23 protein-coding genes are annotated in these 21466 nt (G+C 41.0%); 4 read left to right on the forward strand and 19 right to left on the reverse strand.

The genetic code is table 11. From position 1 onward, the window contains the following. Nucleotides 1-5: 5 nt before the first annotated feature. The 7 genes from ACLI1A_RS13935 to ACLI1A_RS13965 are packed head-to-tail and all read right to left on the reverse strand — an operon-like array spanning nt 6 to nt 5227. Entirely contained in the window at nt 6-701 is a 696-nt protein-coding gene (locus ACLI1A_RS13935; RefSeq protein WP_411409287.1) for an ABC transporter ATP-binding protein, read from the reverse strand. A gap of 28 nt (nt 702-729) precedes the next feature. Beyond that, on the reverse strand, nt 730-2202 hold the full coding sequence (locus tag ACLI1A_RS13940) for a DUF5687 family protein (RefSeq protein ID WP_411409288.1): 1473 nt from the start codon (nt 2200-2202) through the stop codon (nt 730-732). 47 nt (nt 2203-2249) lie between these two features. Beyond that, the gene (locus tag ACLI1A_RS13945; RefSeq protein WP_411409289.1) at nt 2250-2951 is read right to left on the reverse strand and encodes a hypothetical protein; all 702 of its coding nucleotides are present in this window, start codon (nt 2949-2951) and stop codon (nt 2250-2252) included. A gap of 17 nt (nt 2952-2968) precedes the next feature. Then, on the reverse strand, nt 2969-3658 hold the full coding sequence (locus ACLI1A_RS13950; RefSeq protein WP_411409290.1) for a hypothetical protein: 690 nt from the start codon (nt 3656-3658) through the stop codon (nt 2969-2971). After that, entirely contained in the window at nt 3648-4253 is a 606-nt protein-coding gene (locus ACLI1A_RS13955) for a hypothetical protein (RefSeq protein WP_411409291.1), read from the reverse strand. The genes ACLI1A_RS13950 and ACLI1A_RS13955 overlap by 11 nt, the downstream gene beginning before the upstream one ends. Continuing rightward, a complete protein-coding gene (locus ACLI1A_RS13960; RefSeq protein WP_411409292.1) occupies nt 4243-4860 on the reverse strand; it encodes a hypothetical protein in 618 nt (205 codons plus the stop codon). The genes ACLI1A_RS13955 and ACLI1A_RS13960 overlap by 11 nt, the downstream gene beginning before the upstream one ends. 19 nt (nt 4861-4879) lie before the next feature. Continuing rightward, the gene (locus ACLI1A_RS13965; RefSeq protein ID WP_411409293.1) at nt 4880-5227 is read right to left on the reverse strand and encodes a PadR family transcriptional regulator; all 348 of its coding nucleotides are present in this window, start codon (nt 5225-5227) and stop codon (nt 4880-4882) included. Nucleotides 5228-5358: 131 nt separating this feature from the next. Here ACLI1A_RS13965 and ACLI1A_RS13970 point away from each other — a divergent pair, with 131 nt between their 5' ends. Beyond that, the gene (locus tag ACLI1A_RS13970) at nt 5359-6411 is read left to right on the forward strand and encodes a 2Fe-2S iron-sulfur cluster-binding protein (RefSeq protein ID WP_411409294.1); all 1053 of its coding nucleotides are present in this window, start codon (nt 5359-5361) and stop codon (nt 6409-6411) included. 160 nt (nt 6412-6571) lie between these two features. On the opposite strand, the gene ACLI1A_RS13975 is transcribed toward ACLI1A_RS13970, so the two are convergent. Both ACLI1A_RS13975 and ACLI1A_RS13980 read right to left on the reverse strand, forming a co-directional pair. Beyond that, on the reverse strand, nt 6572-7630 hold the full coding sequence (locus ACLI1A_RS13975; protein ID WP_411409295.1) for a glycosyltransferase family 9 protein: 1059 nt from the start codon (nt 7628-7630) through the stop codon (nt 6572-6574). 92 nt (nt 7631-7722) lie between these two features. Next, nucleotides 7723-8328, reverse strand: coding sequence for a DUF4254 domain-containing protein (locus ACLI1A_RS13980; protein WP_411409296.1), 606 nt, complete (start codon nt 8326-8328; stop codon nt 7723-7725). A gap of 66 nt (nt 8329-8394) precedes the next feature. On the opposite strand from ACLI1A_RS13980, the gene upp reads away from it, so the two are divergent. Next, nucleotides 8395-9048 carry a uracil phosphoribosyltransferase gene (gene upp, locus ACLI1A_RS13985; protein WP_411409297.1) on the forward strand — a complete coding sequence of 218 codons (654 nt, stop codon included), beginning with the start codon at nt 8395-8397 and terminating at the stop codon, nt 9046-9048. Between the two features lie 97 nt (nt 9049-9145). Then, the gene (locus tag ACLI1A_RS13990; protein WP_411409298.1) at nt 9146-9376 is read left to right on the forward strand and encodes a hypothetical protein; all 231 of its coding nucleotides are present in this window, start codon (nt 9146-9148) and stop codon (nt 9374-9376) included. 289 nt (nt 9377-9665) lie between these two features. Here ACLI1A_RS13990 and ACLI1A_RS13995 read toward each other — a convergent pair whose 3' ends face one another. Beyond that, nucleotides 9666-10595 (reverse strand): DUF6427 family protein, encoded by a 930-nt coding sequence (locus tag ACLI1A_RS13995; RefSeq protein WP_411409299.1) that lies wholly within the window; start codon nt 10593-10595, stop codon nt 9666-9668. Between the two features lie 57 nt (nt 10596-10652). On the opposite strand from ACLI1A_RS13995, the gene ACLI1A_RS14000 reads away from it, so the two are divergent. After that, on the forward strand, nt 10653-10883 hold the full coding sequence (locus ACLI1A_RS14000) for a DUF6341 family protein (protein ID WP_411409300.1): 231 nt from the start codon (nt 10653-10655) through the stop codon (nt 10881-10883). Here ACLI1A_RS14000 and purD read toward each other — a convergent pair whose 3' ends face one another. Genes purD through ACLI1A_RS14045 form a run of 9 tightly spaced genes read right to left on the reverse strand, consistent with a single transcriptional unit; the run spans nt 10884 to nt 21356 of the window. After that, nucleotides 10884-12155 (reverse strand): phosphoribosylamine--glycine ligase, encoded by a 1272-nt coding sequence (purD, locus tag ACLI1A_RS14005; RefSeq protein ID WP_411409301.1) that lies wholly within the window; start codon nt 12153-12155, stop codon nt 10884-10886. 47 nt (nt 12156-12202) lie between these two features. Next, nucleotides 12203-13603: an undecaprenyl-phosphate glucose phosphotransferase gene (locus ACLI1A_RS14010; protein WP_411409302.1), complete on the reverse strand. Its 1401-nt coding sequence runs from the start codon at nt 13601-13603 to the stop codon at nt 12203-12205. A 36-nt stretch (nt 13604-13639) separates the two neighbouring features. Then, complete coding sequence (locus tag ACLI1A_RS14015; protein WP_411409303.1) at nt 13640-14932, reverse strand: O-antigen ligase family protein; 1293 nt, start codon at nt 14930-14932, stop codon at nt 13640-13642. Beyond that, the gene (locus ACLI1A_RS14020) at nt 14901-16013 is read right to left on the reverse strand and encodes a DUF1972 domain-containing protein (protein ID WP_411409304.1); all 1113 of its coding nucleotides are present in this window, start codon (nt 16011-16013) and stop codon (nt 14901-14903) included. The genes ACLI1A_RS14015 and ACLI1A_RS14020 overlap by 32 nt, the downstream gene beginning before the upstream one ends. Nucleotides 16014-16046: 33 nt before the next feature. Beyond that, nucleotides 16047-17159 carry a glycosyltransferase family 4 protein gene (locus ACLI1A_RS14025; protein WP_411409305.1) on the reverse strand — a complete coding sequence of 371 codons (1113 nt, stop codon included), beginning with the start codon at nt 17157-17159 and terminating at the stop codon, nt 16047-16049. Further along, on the reverse strand, nt 17146-18402 hold the full coding sequence (locus tag ACLI1A_RS14030; RefSeq protein WP_411409306.1) for an O-antigen ligase family protein: 1257 nt from the start codon (nt 18400-18402) through the stop codon (nt 17146-17148). The genes ACLI1A_RS14025 and ACLI1A_RS14030 overlap by 14 nt, the downstream gene beginning before the upstream one ends. Next, the gene (locus ACLI1A_RS14035; protein WP_411409307.1) at nt 18399-19202 is read right to left on the reverse strand and encodes a glycosyltransferase family 2 protein; all 804 of its coding nucleotides are present in this window, start codon (nt 19200-19202) and stop codon (nt 18399-18401) included. The genes ACLI1A_RS14030 and ACLI1A_RS14035 overlap by 4 nt, the downstream gene beginning before the upstream one ends. 20 nt (nt 19203-19222) lie before the next feature. Next, complete coding sequence (locus ACLI1A_RS14040) at nt 19223-20503, reverse strand: flippase (protein ID WP_411409308.1); 1281 nt, start codon at nt 20501-20503, stop codon at nt 19223-19225. Next, nucleotides 20496-21356 carry a hypothetical protein gene (locus ACLI1A_RS14045; RefSeq protein ID WP_411409309.1) on the reverse strand — a complete coding sequence of 287 codons (861 nt, stop codon included), beginning with the start codon at nt 21354-21356 and terminating at the stop codon, nt 20496-20498. The genes ACLI1A_RS14040 and ACLI1A_RS14045 overlap by 8 nt, the downstream gene beginning before the upstream one ends. Between the last annotated feature and the right edge of the window lie 110 nt (nt 21357-21466).

A 21466-nucleotide genomic window follows, 5' to 3' on the forward strand; every position in this document is an offset into this window, starting at 1 on the left:
ACACATTATACTGCAAAAAATTCTTCCAGTTCCTTCAGTGTTTCGTCTGAGGTGAAAATATCTTTTACAACCTGGCCTTTGTGCATGGCCACAATACGGTTGCTTACTTCGGTGGTGTGTGCCAGGTCGTGGCTGCTTACCAGTATGGTTACACTTTTGTCTTCAGCAAGGTCTTTAATAATTTTCTTTAGCCTAAACTGGGTTGTAGGGTCCAGGTTTGCAAACGGCTCATCGAGTATTATCAGTTCGGGGTTACCTATTAGTGTAGCTATAATACCCACCTTCTTTTGGTTACCCTTACTCAGGTCGCGCAGGTATTTCTTTTTGCCAAGGATTTCATCATTAAAAAAATCGGAATGCTTCGCCAAAAGTGCATCTACCGCAGCTTTGTTTTGTCCGCGAAGATCGCCTATAAAATAAAAGTACTCCTCGGGCGTAAGGTATCCTATAAGGAAGCTTTCATCCAGGAATGCGGCCGTAAGCGGTTTCCAGTCCTCGCTTTTGTTTACCTGTATATTGTTTATGGAAACCTGCCCGGTAGACGGTTCTATAAGATCGAGTAACAGGCTGAACAAAGTTGTTTTTCCCGCGCCGTTATTGCCCACAAGGCCAAAACTTTCGCCTTTGTTTATGGTAAGGTTAGGTATGTTTAGCACCACTGTTCCGTTATATGCTTTTTTAAGGTCTTGAATATGTATCATGGTTGTAATGACGGTATTGCTTTTGTGATTAGTTTTTTTGTTTGTACCCTTCAAGGGTAGTATATTTTTCGGTCTTATATGTACGCTCTATCATATTAAACACCTTATTGCGAAACGCTAGTCCTGCAATACCGGCACCGGCCACAAACGCATAGCCCATTTCGGGACTATGTATGGCTTTACCTAAAACAAACAGTATTACAGGTATAAGCATCTTAGGAATAGCCAGAAGCATTACTTTAATATTAAACGACTTACTATCGCCAAAGGCGCGCTTAGCCGACATAAGGTCTATAGGCGTTTTTATAAATGCTCCGCTCAGTAAAACAATATAAGCGTTTACACCTATATTGTATATGGCTCCTACCAGCATAAACATGTATACCTTTAGTCCGAAAATCAAATAAAAAGAGCTTAATATGGTGCTTACTATTGTAGCTACAACAACCAGCCACCATTTAGATGCTATATAATCACGGTACTTAATGTTCTGGCTCATCATAAGCGGGTAGTACGAGCTATCCCAACTGGGTACAAACTGCCCGAAGGTAAACAGGAAACCACCGGTAGTAAAAATGCCTCCAAATACTTTCCAGAAGTCATTATTATATACCTCTATCCCTCCGGAAACAAACAAAAGTCCATAAAACAGGAACATAAAACCGCTAAAAAGGGTATTGCGCGAACGCTTGTTCCTAAGTATCAGCCTAAGGTCGTTTTTAAGGAAAGTTCCCATTTTACCAAAACGGTCAAGGAAAGTATACTCACGCGTATTGGCAATCTCGTCTTTACTTTTAAGTCCTGTATCCAGGTACATTCGCTGTCTAAAATACTTGTGTGTGTACATCCACAGGCAGGCAAATGCTACCAGCGGAAACAATATAACCCATGCGTGATTATATAATCCTGTAAAGAACGGCGCGGTTATTAAGGTAACATTAAAATAACCAAAGTATTGCAGTGCGCCCAGGCCACCTAAAACAGCCAGAAACAATACAAATATATAGTCGTTTTCATTTATAAGCAGGTTAATGAAATTATTACAGTATACCAGTAACCATATTCCCAGCCACCATAAAAGCACCCCAAAAACCGAATACCCTTTTAGCATTAGCACTATACTGAAGGGTACAACGACAAATACGTGTAACAAGTTAAAAAATGACGCCAGCGACTTAAGCAGGGCAAAATTTACTACCGTGTTCCGTTTTATGGGCAGGGTAAGCAGTGGGCGTATATTAATTACCGGAGGCTTTTGCAGCAGTGCCCGTATAACCATATCTGCCAAAAGATAATAAATAAGGTACTCGCTTACTACAATAAGCGGATCCTTGTGAAGGCTCTCTTTTATTATGAAATACAAACCCACACCCAGCATAAGGAAACAGGCGCTAAAATACAGGGCTCCTAAGCCCAGTATAATTTTGATGACCAAATTAGTACCGAAGGATGCCGAACGCAAAAATGCCTTCCATTCGAGCCAGAGGAATTTTTTAAACATAGATTAATGATGGTTTTGAAAGATTAGTACTCCCACCACCCTGATTGTTACACTTTTTGTGCAACATTTTCAAATGCGTACTCCGGGTAGGTCTCCCTCAAATGCTGTTCGGCGCGCGAAGGCATTACATACAGCATAATGTAGTAATACACCACTATAATAGTAAAGAGCACCGCATTAATTATCAGTGCTGCCTCGGGATTTTTCCCCCTAAAAAATATAGTTACCGTATTAATAGGCACATACACCGGAAAACCAAATCCGGCGCACTTAAAAATAATATTTTCAAAAAGCCATGCCTTACCGGTTCTATGCACTTTTAGGCCATAACGGTACCGTAATACCACATAGTTTACTGCAAAAAACAACATTCCCGATACCAGCAGTAAGTCCATCATTATCGGTTCACTTTTAAAAATGTAATAAAACACTACCACGAGGCTAAGCGAAAGCAGTATTTTGGGCAATTTTAAAAAGTCTTTGGCGTACCCCCACGCCAGTTTATGATATTTCTTTTTCAGTACGCCTTCCCGCTTTTCGGCAAGTTCCGTAAACCCGAAAACACCAAACTTTTTAAACTCCGCCTGCAAAGCGTCCTCAAAAGACACGTTGGGTTCTGTTGCCCAGCGTTGCTCTATGGCATTGGCCAGGTGGTCTACCAGCTCGGTTTGCAGGTCGTAATATTCTATGTAGTGCTTTTTGGTAAACGCATACAAATGGTCTATTTGCTGTGGTGTCAGTGTCTCCATCTTCATTTTCTGCTTTATTACACAGGCGTGTATTCCGGGTACGTTTGTTTTAAATATGCATCGGCTTTTTTCGGAATCATAAAAACCCCTATATAGTTGTTTAGGGTAAGCAGTGTAACCACCACCGGAAGCGCATAGGTAATATAATCAGGCGTATACTTCATAAAACAAAACTGGGTTACCTGATACGCGAAACCCATATAGGCCAACACAAAAATGCTGTTATGAATAATTTCTTCAAAAAGCCATTTGCGCCCCGATGCCGCCGCTTTCTTCTTTATCTTGTTTCGCTGATAAAAAACCCTTAAAAAAATGGCACCCTGCATAGCAGCAAAGACCATCCCAAAGATTTGCTTATCAAACTTAAAAAGATAATACCATGCGAAAAACAGTGCTATAGTGGCAATAATAGCCGGAGGAGTAAAAAAGGCTATAAACCCTTTGGTTACTAGCTTTGCATAGCGCTTGCCTAATGCCTCTTTCCTGAGCTTTACCAGATATGGAAAACCATCCTTGGAAAATCCTGAATAGGCAGCCCTCAGCGCCACTTCAAAATCCGGGTTTTGGTTATACTCCCACTGGCTTTCTATGTCGTTAGCCAGGTGGTCTACCAGCTCTGTTTGCAGGTCGTAATACGGCACGCCATTATCCTGCACAAAGTTGTACAACAGTTCTATATGCTGTGCGGTTAATTTTTTATGCAGCATAGCGGGTTTTGTATTGTTTATGTAACCTTATAGCCGTTATGCTTAGGGCACACCCCATAAGGATAATAACCGAGTAAATTGTAAATACCACCCACAGGTTCGGGATAAGGCGTTCGGGCGCAACTATCATACCTGCATAGTACAGTACTAAGCCACATACGCCATACAATTTTGAAGTAACCGAGTATTTACCCTTATTGTACGATACAGCCATGCCTGTAAAATAAGCCGCAAAAAACAGTATGCGCAGATAGCAGGCAGCGTCAGACAGGTTAATATCAGCAAAAAAGTAATGCGTGCCAAACACCAAAATTAAAAGAGCAGGCAGTACCCAATATTGGAACAATGTCTTCACCAGCTCGGCTGTAGCACGTTTTACAGCAAGTTGTTTAAACCTGCGGTTACCCGATAGTAAATTGCGCTTATGGTAAATCATATATCTTTTAAAGTGCTCCATAAAATCACCTTCCTCCTCCTCGAGCGCAGTAGCAACGTGGTCTGTCATTTCAAAACGAATATCTACATACTCTACTCCCGAATTTTTCAGGTAGGTATCTATAAACTGTATTTGTTCGGCGTTGAGTTTATGCTGCATAATTCGATTTATATTGCCTGTTAAGCCTGTAACGGGTAACATGCATGGTCAATACATATACTAAAAACACAGAGAATACACTTAATATTACCCATGGCTGCGTGTGCTTTAGCGGCGGGTTTATTATTAGCATTAACATATACAACATCAGCCCCGGACCGTTTATAGCCTTGTGTGCTACCGAATATCCTCTTCGCTTTGTAATCACTGCTATAGCTGCCGGAAAAACAGCCAGAAAAAAGAGCACTGAAAACGTAATCTGAAGGCTGTTTTTTGCAACTTCAAGCCCATAACTCACATACAGTCTATATGAAGCAAAACCTATTACCGCTAAGGCGGCAAGCATGTAGGGGCTTATCAGCGTATGTCCAAAAAGCTTAAGGGCACGCTTGGCAGCCATATTAGCAAAAGCCTTACTTTGCAGCAATAGTTCCTCCTTATGCTGTAGCATAAAATCTATAAAGTTTTTCATAAAATCACCTTCCTGATTCTCCAGTGCGGTGGCAACATGGTCGGTCATTTCAAAACGGATGTCTTCGTAAACTACTCCTATTTTCTCAAGATAGTCGTCTATAAAATGGATTTGCTGGTTTGTAAGTTGTGGCATGGTATATAAAATTGATTGATTAAAACTGAAGGTCGGGGTTTGGTGCCGGGTTTACCAGCGTTTGCATATTGCGTATAAACTCTTCCAGCTCGGCAAGGCGGTTAACTGTTTCCCTCTGTCCGTGCTCGGTTAGTTTATAGTATTTGCGCAGGCGGTTGTCTACACGCTCTACCTCTACGCTAAGTACGCCATCGGCTTCCAGCTTGTGCAGTGCCGGGTACAGCGCACCCTCGGTAATGTTCAGTTCGCCCTGGGTAATCTGCTTTACTTTTTGGGTAATCTCGTACCCGTACATACGGCTGTTTTCTTCCAGGAGCTTCATTATTATGGTGTTAAGGCTACCTTTATATAACTGTGAGTTTTTCATGTGCTGATATTGGGTAGGGCAAATGTATACATAAAAAACTTATGTATAACATTCTTAGGTATATATTTTTTAACCTAAGCTTAATTACTCATGCCATAATCTGTATTTTTGCAATAATTAACAAACAGAAGATGTCAACATTTTATCCTCTAATCATAAAAGACATCCGCAGGGAAACTCCCCATGCGGTTTCTATAGCCTTTGGCATACCTGAAAACCTGGCTGATATTTACAACTTTTCAGCCGGACAATACATCAACATAAAAACCCACTACGAAGGGCAGGAAGTGCGCAAGGCATATTCTATCTGTTCTGCTCCCGGTAGCGGCGAACTTCGTGTAGCTATTAAGGCTGTAAAAACAGGCGGTTTCTCGGCTTTTGCCAACGAAAAGCTTGCCATAGGAGACACTATGGAAGTGGGCGTACCCGAAGGGCGTTTTACCTTTGAACCTAAACCGGAAAGGCAGCGTAACTATGCGGCGTTTGCAGCAGGTAGCGGTATTACCCCGGTAATGAGCATACTGCAATCAGTACTAATACATGAGCCGGAAAGTACTTTTGTGCTGGTTTACGGTAACAAAACCCCCGAAGATACTATTTTCCACAGCCAGCTTATACAGCTGCAGGAAGAATACCTTGGCCGTTTCTTTGTACATTTTGTGTACAGCCGCGCCCATGCAGGCGAATCGCTTTTTGGGCGTATAGAGCGTGCTGCGGTAAACTTTGTACTGAACAACAAGCATAAGGAAAAGGAGTTTGCCAAATTCTACCTTTGCGGCCCTGAAGAAATGATACTTACCATAAACGATGTACTTAAAGAGCACAACGTACCGGAAAAGAACATTAAGTTTGAACTGTTTTCTACGCCTATAGCCGAGAAAAAAATAGAAACCGACCTAAGCGGACAAACCAAGGTTACCGTTCTGGTAGACGATGAAGAAACTACCTTTTTAATGCCAAAAGAAATTACCGTACTGGATGCAGCCCTGAAACAGGGTGTAGATGCGCCATACTCTTGTCAGGGTGGTATTTGCAGCAGCTGTATGTGCCGTATAAAATCAGGTTCGGCAGAGATGAAGAAAAACGCTATACTTACTGATGGCGAAATTGCCGAAGGCCTTATACTTGCCTGCCAGGCACACCCTACATCAGAAGAATTATATGTTGATTTTGACGACGTATAGAGAGTCGTAAAGTTGAAAACCATAATATTAAAAAGTCCGCGGAGTATTATCTTCACGGACTTTTTTATAATGTGGATAGTTTATTCGTGGATTTGTTAATGCGTTAATTCGAAGCTTCACTCACTCGGAATTCAAATTGACAAATCCACGAATAAACAAATTAACGCATTAATAACTCTTCTACTTTATCTACTACCATTTGTGGGGTTATGGTACGCATGGCATCTTCATAGCCGGGTACTTCTTTATTTCCGTATACCGATGTGGGCAGTAACGGGTACTGTTCCCTGTTTGCTGTAATAGAATTAAACAACGGCTGGTTATACGGCACAAATCCTGAGTACGGATGCGTAGCGCCCCAAAGCGTAACTACCGGCACACCATACATGGCTGCCATGTGTCCGTTAGCGCTGTCCATGCTTATCATCAGGTTAAGGTTGCTTATTATCTGTAATTCCTGTTTCAGGGTAAGCTTCCCTCCCGCTATAACCACTATATTCTCGCGGTCATTTGCCATTTTCTTCAGCTTGTGGGCTTCATCACGGCTTCCGCCAAAAAGGAACAGTTTTGTTCCAGGCCTTTTGGCCAAGGCATCTATAACTTCCTGCATCAGGTCTGCCGGGTATACCTTGCCTTTATGCTGTGCAAAAGGTGCTATGCCTATCCATGTACCTGCTTTCGAGCCGCTGTATTGCTTTATTTCATCATTCAGCGCGGGCTTCGGTAACAGAGCCGTTTCGTCAAGCTTTACAGGGAAACCCAACTGCGCCAATACGTCGGCATGGCGGTATACTATGCGGGGTAATGGTTCAAAGTTCTTATTGTTAGCCGCAGTAAGTGCTTTCTGTTCGTTGCGAAGCTTGTCTATGGTTGCTGTTTTTTTTCCTCTCCAGGCAAAAAACTTAGCAATTACCTTAGACCGAAGTACATTGTGCAGGTCGGCTACGGCATAAATATGCAGTGCCTTAAGTTCCTTATACAGCTTAATAAGTCCCATAAAACCTTTGTGGTGCTTATTAAAATCTGCGGAATAAAAGCTTACATGCGGAATACCATCAAAAAACGGCTTAAAATTCTTTCGTGATACTACCGTAACGTGTACGTTAGGGTGTTGCTGTACCAGCGCATGCAGCACGGGTACCGTCATGGCAACATCGCCCATAGCCGAAAAGCGCAGTATCAGCAGGTGTTTGTAGTGTTTATTTTTTGTGGGGGACATAAGTGGTCGGTCTTATGTTAAAGGCACCTGTGCAGGATGCTGTTAAAAATATAAAACCTCCCCGCTACGCAGGGAGGCCTTATACTGGTATATTACTTCTTACCCTGGTATAGTACCGGGTTAAGTTCCTCGTCGTTGTACATTTTCATCTGCTTGTACACTTTCATGTACTTGTCGCCGCTTTCTATATCGGCAAGCAGGTCGTCTATAGCTGTGCTAAGGTCTTTTTTCTGCTCCAGCAGTACGTTTAGTTTTTCCTGGCATTTAGCACGGTGCTCTTCGCTTGCATCGGGGCGGTTAGCCTCTTCTGCCATGTGGTATATTTTAAGCGCCAGGATAGAAAGGCGGTCTATGGCCCATGCAGGGCTTTCAGAGTTTATCTTGGCAGTAGCCTTAGGCTGTACATCTTTATATTTATCCAGGAAATAGCTGTCTATGTACTCTACCATATCAGTACGTACCTGGTTGCTGGCGTCTATTTTACGCTTCAGGTCCAGTGCTGCTACCGGGTCTATGTTCGGGTCGCGTACTATGTCTTCATAATGCCATTGTACGGTATCTACCCAGTTTTTAGCATACAACAGGTGCTCTATCTGGCCTTTGTCGTATGGGTTATTAATAGGCTGATCTATACTGTCGTGAACGTGATAGTCTTTTATACTTTGTTCGAAAATAGGAAATGCAAATCCTGAAAACATACTTTTTATTTTTTTACAAATATAGTTTTAATACTTTTATAACGCCAATACAAATTTTTTCGCAAAATGCAGGTTCATATTTTATCAGAAAACAACAGTATTTTAAAGCACTTTCTATGTCAGCTACGCGATGTTACCGTGCAAAAAGACAGTATGCGTTTCCGCAAAAACGTGCACCGCATAGGCGAAATAATGGCGTATGAAATAAGCAAGTCATTACCGTATGCCCCACATGAGGTAACAACTCCTCTGGGTACAAAAAAATCAGAAAAAATACAGCAGGGTATTTTGGTAACCAGCGTACTACGCGCCGGACTGGCACTGCACGAAGGCTTGATTTCGTTTTTTGACGATGCCGAAAACGGATTTATATCGGCTTTTCGCCACCATCCGAATAACGACGATTATTTTGATATTGTAACGGAATACAAGGCAGCGCCTTCGCTTACAGATAAAACGGTTATTATAGCCGACCCTATGCTGGCTACCGGCCTAAGCCTACAGGCGGCCTGCCATAAACTGCTGGAAAACGAAAGCCCCGCAGCAGTGCACATCGCTGTGGTTATTGCAGCACCCGAGGGAATAGAATTTCTTCAAAATAACCTGCCCGATAACTTCCACCTGTGGATAGCCGACGTGGACAGCCACCTGAACGAGAAGAAATACATAGTACCGGGACTGGGCGATGCCGGAGACTTAGCGTATGGGGTGAAGTTGTAGTGATTTTCTCAAGAACAATCTTGTTTTAAAAAGCTATAAATCAAAACAACTGCGATTAGATCATTTTCGTATATTTGTTCATATTAAGATATGTGTCATGGATTTAGCAGCAAGAAAATATCATTTTATACAAGAGTTAGCCAATGTAGACGAAAGCCTAATGGATAAACTGGAGATTGTATTAAAATCGTATAAAAAAGGATATGACTGGGCTTATGAATTGAGTGAGGAAGAAATTGCAGAAATAGAATCCAGTATTGCAGAGGCAGACAAAGGTAATTTAATACCCCATGAAGAAGTCATGAAAATTTTTGATAAATGGCATTAAAAATTTTATGGACTGATGATGCAATTAAAGGAGTTACCAAAGTTGTAAATTATCTCAAAAAAAAAATTGGACACAGAGGGAGATAATTAATCTTGAAAATAACATTAGAGATGTATTATCAAAAATCGTTTATAATCCTGAGCTCTTTCCGAAATCATCCAGATTAAAAACTGCCCATAAAGCAATTATTGATAAGAACAATTATTTGATTTACAAGGTCAATTTAAAGAAAAACCAAATCCAGATTGTTAGTTTCAGGGGCACTAAGCAGAAACCTCGTTATTAATCTTTACAACTGCACAAAGAAAATAAAAAACGCTATTACCGCTATGCTGCACACTATGGCTTCGCGGGTCCAGTCGCTTTTTTGGCTTTCTATAAAATTTGCTCCCATAATAGCCAGTGGTGCAAATGTAAAGATGAGTAAACTGTTGTTTTTGTGATTACTAAGAATATAAATACCTACACCTATTAAAAACGAATACAGTACCTTTTTGTGGCTGGCCTGCATGTTTAGCGGCTTACTGCTTATAGATACCACATACGGAAACACCAATAGTGCCGCAATAGCCGCATAAAGCGAAAGGGCTATGTTTTGATATATATTTTCGAAATAGGTAAAATCAAAGCTGGGCACCATTTCATCAAACAGGTGGTCAAACAGGTTGTGACCTATCATGAGGCCGCCCATGACATAAATAACCGTAACCGCTACCAGTGCTATAAACGGTATAAGCCAGTTTCGGTAGTCGCGTGCCACGTGAAATACAATAGACACAAACACCAATACCAGGTATATAATACACCAAAAATGGAAAATTGATGCTGCCAGTATCCAAAAGGCAGCATCAAATATTTTTTCTTTAGGTGAAATGAGCGATTGTAATGATATAAGCCTGCGCATGGCCAGCAGTAAAAAAAAGCTTGCCACAATAATCCTTGCATTAACAAGCGTGGTAGGAAACAGTATGTAAAACAATATAAACAACAGCACCGCATAGCTGTTTGCCTTACTAAGGTTATTGCGCAGGGTAATAAATCCTACAAGCAATACCGAGGCACACAACAACAGCAGTAAACCGGCTTTTTCGCCCAGTTTAATAGGGTCGTTCAGCCAGGCCAAATCCCTTACCAGGAGCAACCCATAGAACAAAATCAGGGTAACGCCCAGTAAAACGTAATTTATAGGCCTTGTTTTACTAAAAATATTTGCCAGCATGCGGTTATTTTATACTTTTGTGACTGTTACTTATTAATATAATACATTTCAAACATAATGAAAGCATTTTTTGAAGGCCTTGGTTCGCTGTTTACAGACTTCCTTTTCATTCCGCTGGACTTTTTTCGCAAGCTTGAACTAAAGAGCTGGTGGGCTGCAAACACCATTACTTTTATATTTATTATCATTTGCTGTGTAGCTTTTGTTTACTGGCTAAAACAGCTTACAATATTTAAAGCAAATAACGACGACGATCAGGATACTACTGCTCACTCATTCCTGTCTTAATTACAGGTCGAAGCCGATATCCTTCCTATAATACATCTTATCAAAATGTAGTTTTTCTATATTTTGGTAAGATTTTTTTATGGCTTCCCTAAAGTCATTATCGTATGATGTTACGGCTATTACACGGCCACCAGCGGTTACTACCTCGCCATCTTTCAGCGTAGTACCGGCATGGAATGCTATACTGCCTTCTACATTTTCAAGGCCTGTAATTACTTTACCTTTTTCATAATCTTCCGGGTATCCGCCACTTACCACCATAACGGTTGTAGCGCTGCGCTCGTCTATTTCAAAGGCCACTTCGTTAAGTTTTTGCTGGCTCATGGCTACAAAAATCTCTACAAGATCACTCTTAAGCCTTGGTATTACCACCTCGGTCTCTGGGTCGCCCATACGCACGTTGTATTCTATTACAAACGGATCGTTGCCCACTTTTATAAGCCCTATAAACACAAAGCCTTTATAGTCTATATTATCGGCTTTAAGGCCCTCTATAGTAGGTTTTACAATACGGGTTTCTATTTTTTCCATAAACTCAGCATCGGCAAACGGCACCGGGCTTACAGCACCCATACCACCGGTATTAAGGCCGGTATCGCCTTCACCTATGCGCTTATAGTCTTTTGCGGTAGGAAGCAGCTTGTAGTTAATACCATCGGTTAGTACAAAAACACTAAGCTCTATTCCGTCAAGAAATTCTTCTATAACTACCTTAGCACTTGCATCGCCAAACTTAGCATCCACAAGCATATTGCGCAGCTCCTGTTTTGCTTCCTCAAGGTCGGCAAGTATAAGCACACCTTTACCGGCAGCAAGGCCATCGGCTTTAAGCACGTAAGGTGCTTTTAGTGTTTCCAGGAACTTACAGCCTTCTTCAACAGTTTCTTTTGTAAAACTATCGTATGCTGCTGTAGGGATATTATTTTTTATAAGGAACTTTTTAGCAAATTCCTTGCTGCCTTCCAGCTGGGCTCCGTACTGAGACGGCCCTATAACCGGAATATTTGCCAGCTGTGCATCGTTCTTAAAAAAGTCGTATACACCTTTAACCAAAGGGTCTTCGGGGCCTACAACTACCATATCTACATTATTAGTAAGTACGGCATTTTTTACGGCATCAAAATCCGTAGGGTTCACGGCAAGGTTAGTGGCTATACCTGCTGTACCGGCATTACCGGGTGCTACAAAAAGGGTATCGCACAGCGGGCTTTGCAGCATTTTCCATGCAAGTGCATGTTCTCTTCCGCCAGAACCAAGAAGTAGAATGTTCATGAGTATCAGATTGTGTGTTTATGTTTCTGTTTGCAAAGGTAGCATTTTTAGTAGGCTTTCTCCTCGCCCATAAAAATGTTTACAACCGTTTGTACAATGATTTTAAAATCGAGTAGCATAGACCAGTTCTCTATATAAAATACATCATACTTAATACGGTTTATCATGTCAACATCCGTAGCTATTTCGCCACGGCATCCCCTTACCTGTGCCAGCCCTGTAATACCCGGCTTTACATACAGGCGCACCATATATTTTTTTATACGCTGTCCATACAGGTTGTTCTGCGTCCATAAGTGCGGACGCGGCCCCACTATGCTCATTTCGCCTCGCAGCACATTAAGAAACTGCGGAAGCTCGTCAATACTCGTTTTACGGATAAACTTACCCACACGGGTAACACGCGGATCGTTCTTGGTAACTGATTTTTCGGTTGTTTCGTTTATTTGCATAGAACGGAACTTCCAGCAGAAAAACTCTTTTTCGTTCAGTCCCGGTCGGCTTTGCTTAAAGAATACCGGCCCACGCGATTCCAGTTTTATAAGCAATGCCATAAGCGGCGTAAGCCACGACAGCAGCAGTATAAATACAGTAAGCGAGAAGGCAATATCAAAAAGACGCTTTACAATTTGGGCACTGGGCTCATGCAGGGCCGTTTTGCGCAATGAAAGCACCGGAAACATTTCATAATGGTCTATACGCAGGTTTTTGGAAAATATTTCACGCGTATCGGGTATAAACTTTATGGTAACGTTGTTATCATCGGCAAACTCTACAAGGTTTTTCAGTTGCCTGTCGGTAACTTCACTAAGAGAGCAGTATACCTCGTCTATGCTATTATCAAGCACATACTGTTTTACAGCCGCCGTACCGCCTGTTATGCCCTGCTGGCCTTTCCTGTCTGAAAAAAAGCCTTTAAAGTGGTAACCGAAGTCTTTAGAGGTTTCAAAAAAATCTTTAAGCTTTACAGCCTGCTGTGAATGCCCTATAATAATTACGTTACGGTAATTACTGCCGGTAGCTATGCGGTATTGTTTCAGGTAATAAAACAGCCCTATTTTAAAAAGTGTTACCAGTCCCAGTACGCTGGCAGTATAGGTAATTAAGTTTTCGGCAACAAAAGTGGTGTTTTTTGCAAACGGAAAAAAAGCTATGCTAACCAGTACAAACAATACTCCCTGTCGCACCAGCTTAGAAATTACCTGCACTATGCCGGTATAACGGTACACTTCATAAAACCCTGAAAAATAAGCTATGCCACCCCAGCACACGTTTATGTACATGCCAAAGTGCGAGTTATTAAGGTTTTGACCCGCAAAAACAAAGGGAAATATAAGGTTTATTATCAGCAGGTCGAATGTGATATTGAAAAGCCTTATGTACCTTGAATAACCTTGTGTTTCGGTTCCGTGCATAGCGGTGTATCTCTGTTCAATAATCTCTTCCATAATTAATTGATGCCGCAGCACCGGTTTTCACTATCATCATACTTCGGCTGCTTTAAGCGCTGCCCTGCGCTGGGCAAAAGGCTGCATGGTATTAAATATGCAATAGAAAAGGGTAAAAAACACTACTCCCCTTTGCCTCCATATGAATGATTCGGTCAAAAATACGCTTATCATCAAAATTGCGAAAGCAATGTGTACAAAATATTTGCTTTGTATACCGTTTTTAAGATTTACAAGCAGCATAAGTACTACAAGCACAAATCCCATAATACCCAAATCTGCAAATACTTCTATATACTGATTATGGAAATTCATCTTGTTGTACGGCATCAGTGCATCGCTCTCATGGTATATGTTGTGCTCTATACCTTTTTGTTCTATTTTTTGTTTGCTGCCACTAAGGCCGTAACCGGTAAGCAGTATACCGTCTTCATTAAGCATTTCGGTAAAAATACGTGCCTGATACGTGCGAAAAGCCGTACCGTTAAAGTAGCAGTTAGCATCAAACTTATCTCGGGTAGCAGCTTCCTTAAGGGTAACCACATGTACACCCTGCTCTGTAATGGCCTGGTCTACCTCAAGCTCGTGCATAAACCTTTCATGTATCTTGCCAAAATAACCAAACACCAAAAAAAGCACAAGGAAGGTGAGCAGCGATGCTGTTTTTACCTTTCTTGAAAAACCCGAGTATGCAGTGTAATACAGCACTACAATGAGCAGGTTTATAATAATGAGGTTTTTAGACGACAAAAGGAAGATAAAAAGCAACAGGAACCCCATGGCACCGTAGCCCCAAAAAGTTTTGGTTTCCTTAGCCAGGAAGATGATAAAAGCCATAGAAAACAATACCGAAAGGTAAATGGCATTTACATCAAACGTAGAAAGCTCGTGGTAAAAGAACACCTCTGTATTACCGGTTTGTGCAAAACGTATAAATGCCCTAACAAGGAAACCTATACCTATAACACACATGCCCAGGCTGTAGTTTTTTAGTATGGCATCTACGCTGCGCCCACTAAGGCGGCTGTTTACCATAAAAGCTATAGGAATAAAAATAAGCGATGCCTCTTTACCCAGTGCCTTTACACTTTGGTGCGCGTTTACAGACCAGCTTACCGACAGCGCCATAAGTAAAAACAAAGCCATCGGAAGCGCTATAGAGAACTTTATGGAAAAATCCGTTTTGCGCGCCGAAAGCAATGAGCAGGCTACAAAAAGTATTACAGCAATACTGTTGTACACATACGCCATGGGTATGGTTAGTGCTGTAAGCGAAATAAGAAATATGAGGAGCTTTTTACCCGGCGTGAGCCCTATTCTTTTCAGCAAGGCATTCCTCGAAAAATTGTAAATATTGCCCATTAACTTTATCCCAGTTAAAATCCTGAACTATTGCATTATAATTATTTTCTACCATGTGCAGGTTGTCTTCCTTTTTAAGGCTGCTTACCAGCGAAGCCACCTCGGCACTGTTAGAAAAATAATACGAGTTATCTTTAAGTATACCCCGGTTAAAATCGTTATTATGTGCCAAAATAAAAGCCCTGCTGGCCATAGCCTCAAGTAACGACGGGTTTGTACCGCCTACCGAGTGCCCGTGGAAATACAGGTTTGAGTAATAACGCAGATTATTTAAAAAACTTATATTAAAAATACCCCCGGTAAAACGGATGTGGGTATGTTCTTTATATTTAGCCTTAAGGTATTCGCCGTGCTTAGTGGTATGTGTACCCACCACCAGTATGGTTGTTTTATCTCCAGATTCTACTATGCCCTGCAACACCATGTCTATGTTGTTTTCGGGTTCAAAACGGGCTATAATCATGTGGTAGTTACCCTTTTCCACATTATAATCCTTCAGGATGCTGTCATCAGGATTATTAAACGGGTGGGCGCCATACGGTATATAGCAGCTGTCCTTATTGTATTTCTTTTTAAGGAATGATTGTATACCCAGCGAGTCGGCCACAAGGAAATCACTGCTTACAGCTGCAAGCCTTTCTGCAAATTTAAGGAACTGCTGTACCGGCTTTGAGTACTTAGAGCGTTTCCACTCCAGTCCGTCCATATTGGTTATGGTTACCGGTTTCTTTGGCAGCATAAAAAACCATACCGAGTTACTGGTGTAACCCAACTGCAGCAACACATCAAAATTGTGCTTGTGCGAATCTTTTATACAGTTATAGTCGTATATAAACTGGCCAAAGGTGCCGTACTTATATTCGGGGTCGTGTTTATGTATAAGGTTTACGCCCTTAAATGTTTTTTCCTGATAGGGGTGGTTGTGCGAGTTGTACACGTATACATCGTGTCCTTTTTCGGCAAGGTATACCGAAAAATACTCCGCAAACTGCTCAAAACCACTGTAATGGTTAGGTATTCCCCTGGTTCCTACTATAGCTATTTTCATCGCAAATTTTGTATCAGTGCAAATGTAATTTATTTAATCGGTTTTAATGCACTGCCTTACAAGCTTAAGCAATACCTGCGCGGCATGTACCCAAGAGTATTTTTGGTGTACTTGTGCACTAAGGCCCGGGTTTGGGTGTGCCAGCGCATAGTTTATTTTTTCTATCATATCGGCAGTACTGTATGGGTCGAACAATGCATTTCCAAGAAATGTAAAATCGGACATGGCCGTGGCACCCGAACAGGCCACAGGAATACCTGCGGCTGCTGCCTCAAGCGGTGGTATACCAAAGCCTTCGGCAATGGATGGATAAACTGAAAGCGAAGCGCCACGCAGCATAAGCAGCATGTCATTAAACCCTACTCTGCTGAATGAAAATACTTTTTGTTTTACTTCTTCAGGAAGAGCATCATAAAGCCTTTCAAATTCTTCATTTTTAATGGCGTTATCGCCCACAAGGACCAAACTGTATTGTTTATAAAAACCTCCTTCATAAAAAGCTTTTAGCAGGCCGTGGTGGTTTTTGCGCGGCTCGCGGCGGCTTACAAACAACCAGTAATCACTAATCCCGAATTTTTGTTGTACCTGCTGCTGTACCTCGGCTTTCTTATATGGCTCAAAGAAAACAGCATCGGCAGTGTTTACTGTAATACCATGACTATCTAACCCAAAATGCTTTTTAATCTGCGTACGCGAATATTCTGATATTGTAAGCAGTATATCAGCCTTCTTTGCACTGGCTTTAAAGAGTAAACCGTTTTTTAACCTGTAAGCTGCCGGAAAATACTCCGGGTATTCCATAAATATTACATCGTGCAGCGACACTATGTAACGGCAATACTTTACCGGAGGTACTATGTACTGAAAATGAGCATAATCTATTTTATGCTCTTTAATCATGCCGGGTATGTCTACCAGTAAACGGTAAAACTTATTGTGCTTTTTGTACTGTAAATAATGAATATTTTCGGCAGTACCGAAAATCTCCTTCAGTCGGTCTGTGTCCGATGCGGCAAAGTAAAAGGCTATATCCTTTTCTTTTACCATTTCGGTATATATCCCCCTAAGGTATGTGGTAGTCCCCTGAAAAGTACCGTCAAAAACATGGCAGTCTACAAAAATCTTTAACGGTTTATGCTGTTCCATTTTCAGTCTTTTTTAAGGAAAGTGTTTCGTTATAAAACAAAGCACCACCTAGTATAAAAATTATAATGTCGCGTCCGTTGTACATTCCGGAGATCGTAAGTGTAGACAGTATATAGAAAAATGCTATACCTGAAATAATTATGGTATTAAAATTATCATCCCTGTAAATGTATTTATACCACCGGAAAAGCACTGTTAAGTATATAACAAGCCCTATAATACCGGTTTTATAAAACATGTACATGTAACCATTATGCAACTCAGATATATAGCGCATACCTTTATTACCCCTACCTGTAAGTGGTGCATAGAACTTAAGGTCTACTAACGATCCGTGCCCCGTACCAAACAAAAAGCTATACGGCTTTTCTTCCATAAGCACATACGCCCTCTTTGCTTCATAAGCGCGCCAGTGATCCCAAAGGTCGCGGTGATTTTCACGGTCTACATGGGTTTTCATTATTTCGGCAGGCGCTTCTTTTACTTTGTATAAAAAACGCTCAAATCCTTTTGATGCACGCTTTATGGGCGTGTTTTGCAAATAAATAAACAGGCCTGCAAATAGCACCAATACTATAGTAATATACTTAATTGCCGTAGCGGTTATACGGGTTAATCCATGCGCCGTTAATACAAGTAGTAAGACAAGGATAACCATTGTCCTGGAAAAGTATAGTATTGAAGAAACTAACAATAGTGCAAAACAAGCCTGCCATATAATTTTGCTCTGAAAAATGCTGTGCCCTGAAAACCTTTTGTAATACAGTAGTAAGAACAGCGCAAACAGGTCGAGAAAATTATCTTTTGTTAATTCGCGAAGTACCTCTAATGAGGTTGTAAAACCAATAACAACAAAAACTATATACAAGTGTATAAGAGATGAGGCTATACCCGCTATAACAATACCCTTAATAAATAAGTGGAAATTATTTATGCGACGAAAAATCATGTATCCCAGCAGCAAACCGGTTATAGGTTTAAGGAAGTGGAAAATATCTTTAAGTATGTTGTACAGGTGGTACCGGTTAAGCAAAGTGGCCAAAAAACCTATAAAGAAGAGTGCTACAAACGGCACCAGCATTTTTAGGAACCGTATAGAAAACGTATGGTTGTCTATAACACAAAGTACACCCACAACAGTTAACTGGAACAAGATATTAGCCTTAAAAGAAGGAAGATAAAGCTGTAGCAACAGCACTATTACAAACAATGCCGTATAAAATTTATGTGCAGCTATTTTCATTTAAGCTTCTTAATCCTTTTTACTAATTTGTTTATATTCAATGAAAACTGCATCAGCAGCTTGTATATACCTTTTGAATGTTTTTGTATGTACAGCTCATATCCGCGTATTACCAGCGGATCCTTCGCACTGTTATATCCCACAAAGTGTATATAATTGTAACGGGGCATAAAGATACGTTTATATCCGGCATAAGCAATGCGCCTGCATAAGTCTACATCCTCTACATACAGGAAATAATCTTCGTCAAACCCTCCTGCTTTTTCATAAACCTTTTTTGGCATCAGCATAAAAGAGCCGGTAATCCAGTCTACCTCATACACATCTTTCTTAAAGTCGCCATTGCGAAAATCGGCTCCGAGCCAAAAAATGTTCTTAATGCGAAACAGGTTTAATGGCGACGGAAAATTTCCGGCAGCCTTTAGGTATCTGCCTTCGCCATTCAGCATATTTATACCTATGGCACCCACAGAAGCATCCTGCTCTAAAACTTTAAGAAGCCCCAAAATATTGTCCTGTAATATGGTATCGTTATTCAGCAGCAGTAAATATTTTCCCTTAGCATTCTTTACACCCTCATTATTTCCTCCACCAAAACCAAGGTTTACGGCAGATTCTATAAGCACAACTTCAGGATAATATTGTTTTAGGTAAGCACAACTTTCGTCTGAAGAATTATTGTCTACCACTATAACTTCATAGGCTATACCGCTAAGACCGGTAGTTAAAGACGTAAAACAATCTTTAAAAAACCGTTGACCGTTATAGTTTACAATAATTACTGAGAGTTGTATATCCATAGCTGTATGCACACAGGGCTTTAAACAAAAGTATAAAAACCGAGTTTCTTCTTTATTACAATTACAAAAACCGTGTTTACTATAATGTTACATATAAGGCTTGCACCCGCTGCGCCTTCTATACCGTAAGCCGGTATAAGGTACAGGTTAAGCAATACATTTATTACAAACCCGCCAAAAAAAATATAACTGGCAAGTTTCTGATTACCGGTCATGTTCAGTATCATGTCTACATTACCGGTCATGGCATTGTACAAACCGCCCAAGGTAATCAGGGTAAGCGTAGTAGCGCCTGATACGTTTTCTTGTCCAAAAATTCCCAATAAAGGTTTCCCCATAAAAATAAGAATAAGACAAAGCGGCAATGTAAGGGCTATAACCAGCTGTGTACTGCGGTTTATTACCTTTTTCATTTCGGCAAAGTTTTGCTGATAAAAAAGCTCCGAAACCTTGGGTGCAATAATAGCATTCATGCTTGCCACAAAAAACAACGAAAGGTATCCCAGGCGGAAAGCATTATTATATATGCCTATGTCTTTTTCGCTGGCATAGCGCCCCAGCATAAGTATGTCGGTCCAGTTTAGCAGAGTAAGAAAAATTCCGCCAACCATCATGGGTACTGATTTTTTCAGTAGCACCGAGAATGTAAAATCAGGGTACTTAATGCTCACTCCGGGCAAAAATATAATGAGCAGGCCTGCTATTACCGTAAGTACATAAGCTGCTGCGAAAGCAGGAAAACCGTAAAAGTGTGGTATACCTCCGAAATAAATAACCAGCAGTAAAATGAAAAACAGCAGATTAGGCAGTAAAAAAATGAATATGCCATAGGTTACTATTTTTTTTACCGATAAAAAATAATAGCATATTAGCTCGTGCAGTACCAGCGCCGGCATGCCTATGGCTATATACTGTAAATAAGGGTAAATATTAGGTTTATCAAATACTGTTGCTGATATAAAACCCGAACCAAAAATAAAAATAATCGCAGGCAAAATGGCAGCCAGCAATGCAAGACGTAAACATTTTATTAATAACCCCCTGCATAGCGCCTCATCTGAAAAAGCACCTGTAAAACTAATAAATGATGCCGAAAGCCCCAGCCCGAACAGCAATGCTGTAAGCTGCATAATAGTGAGCGACAATGAGTATACTCCGTAAAAAGCATTTCCGAAAAGGTGCGTCATAAACCACATGGAACCAAAACTAAGCACCATAGACAGCATACGCAGCCCAAAGGTGATACCGCCTTTTACTATAATATGGTTAAGCGTTTCGTTTTGTAAAAGCTTTTTAAGCATGTATCCCCAGTTCGTTTAGGTATTTTTGTACTATGGTTTCCCAGTCTGCAAGCGGCGACATGGTTTGTGTATGCATGTGTGTAGCCACCCCGGGCATGGGCGAAAGGCCAAGGATATTGTTTATGGTAAAAAATGACTTACCAAAGAGTTTTTTACTCAACAGCCGGTCATTTGCCCTGTGCGAAGCCTTGTTAAGCAATGCTGCCTTTTGTTTTACCGTACCTGCCCTCATAATAAAGGTAAAGGTTACATCAGATATCTGCCTCCAGTGGCTGTCTGATGTATGGAATATAAAATCGCGCGCGCTGTATGCCTGCTCGTACCTGTCCGGGTAATCTGCAGGGAATACAACTATATCGGGCTTGTTAATAAAACGTGGAACCGACAATAAAGTGATTTCCCTTTTTCGCAGCCTGCGCTTAAATTTTATACTCGCCGGAACTATAGATTCTCTTTCCTGCAAAAGTGTGTTTATCTTTTTTATGGCATCGGGTGTATGCAGGTAGTCGTCTTCACAAAAATACACCCACTCATCATCCGGAAAGCGTTGGGCTATCTTCACGGTTTCGCGTATAGAGGCATCGTTACCAAAACTGCCCTCTATAAGTTCTACATTATGTTGCTGGAAAAAGTTCCTCAGATTATCAGATATCTTATCGCCCAAAACCACAATGTGGTAGTTATACCCCTGTAATGCATCATAAAGGCTTTTAAAGCAAATTTTTATAAGGGTAAGCTTGTCCAGGTTAAACGGCCTTGGGGCATGGTGTACGGCGGTAACAACATCGCAAGAACGAAATATAACATTAATCTTTGGGAAGGCTCCCGTTGCTTCAGTATTGGTTTTGTTCATGCGTATAAGTATATTCCTTATGATGGAGAGCAACAAAGTTAGATTTTTTTATAAAAAACTAACCTGCCCCTGCAAAAATAAAAAAGCCCGTCCACCAAAATTGATGAGCG

The organism is Flavobacterium sp. RHBU_3, from assembly GCF_046613565.1.
Taxonomy (GTDB): Bacteria; Bacteroidota; Bacteroidia; order Flavobacteriales; family Flavobacteriaceae; genus Flavobacterium.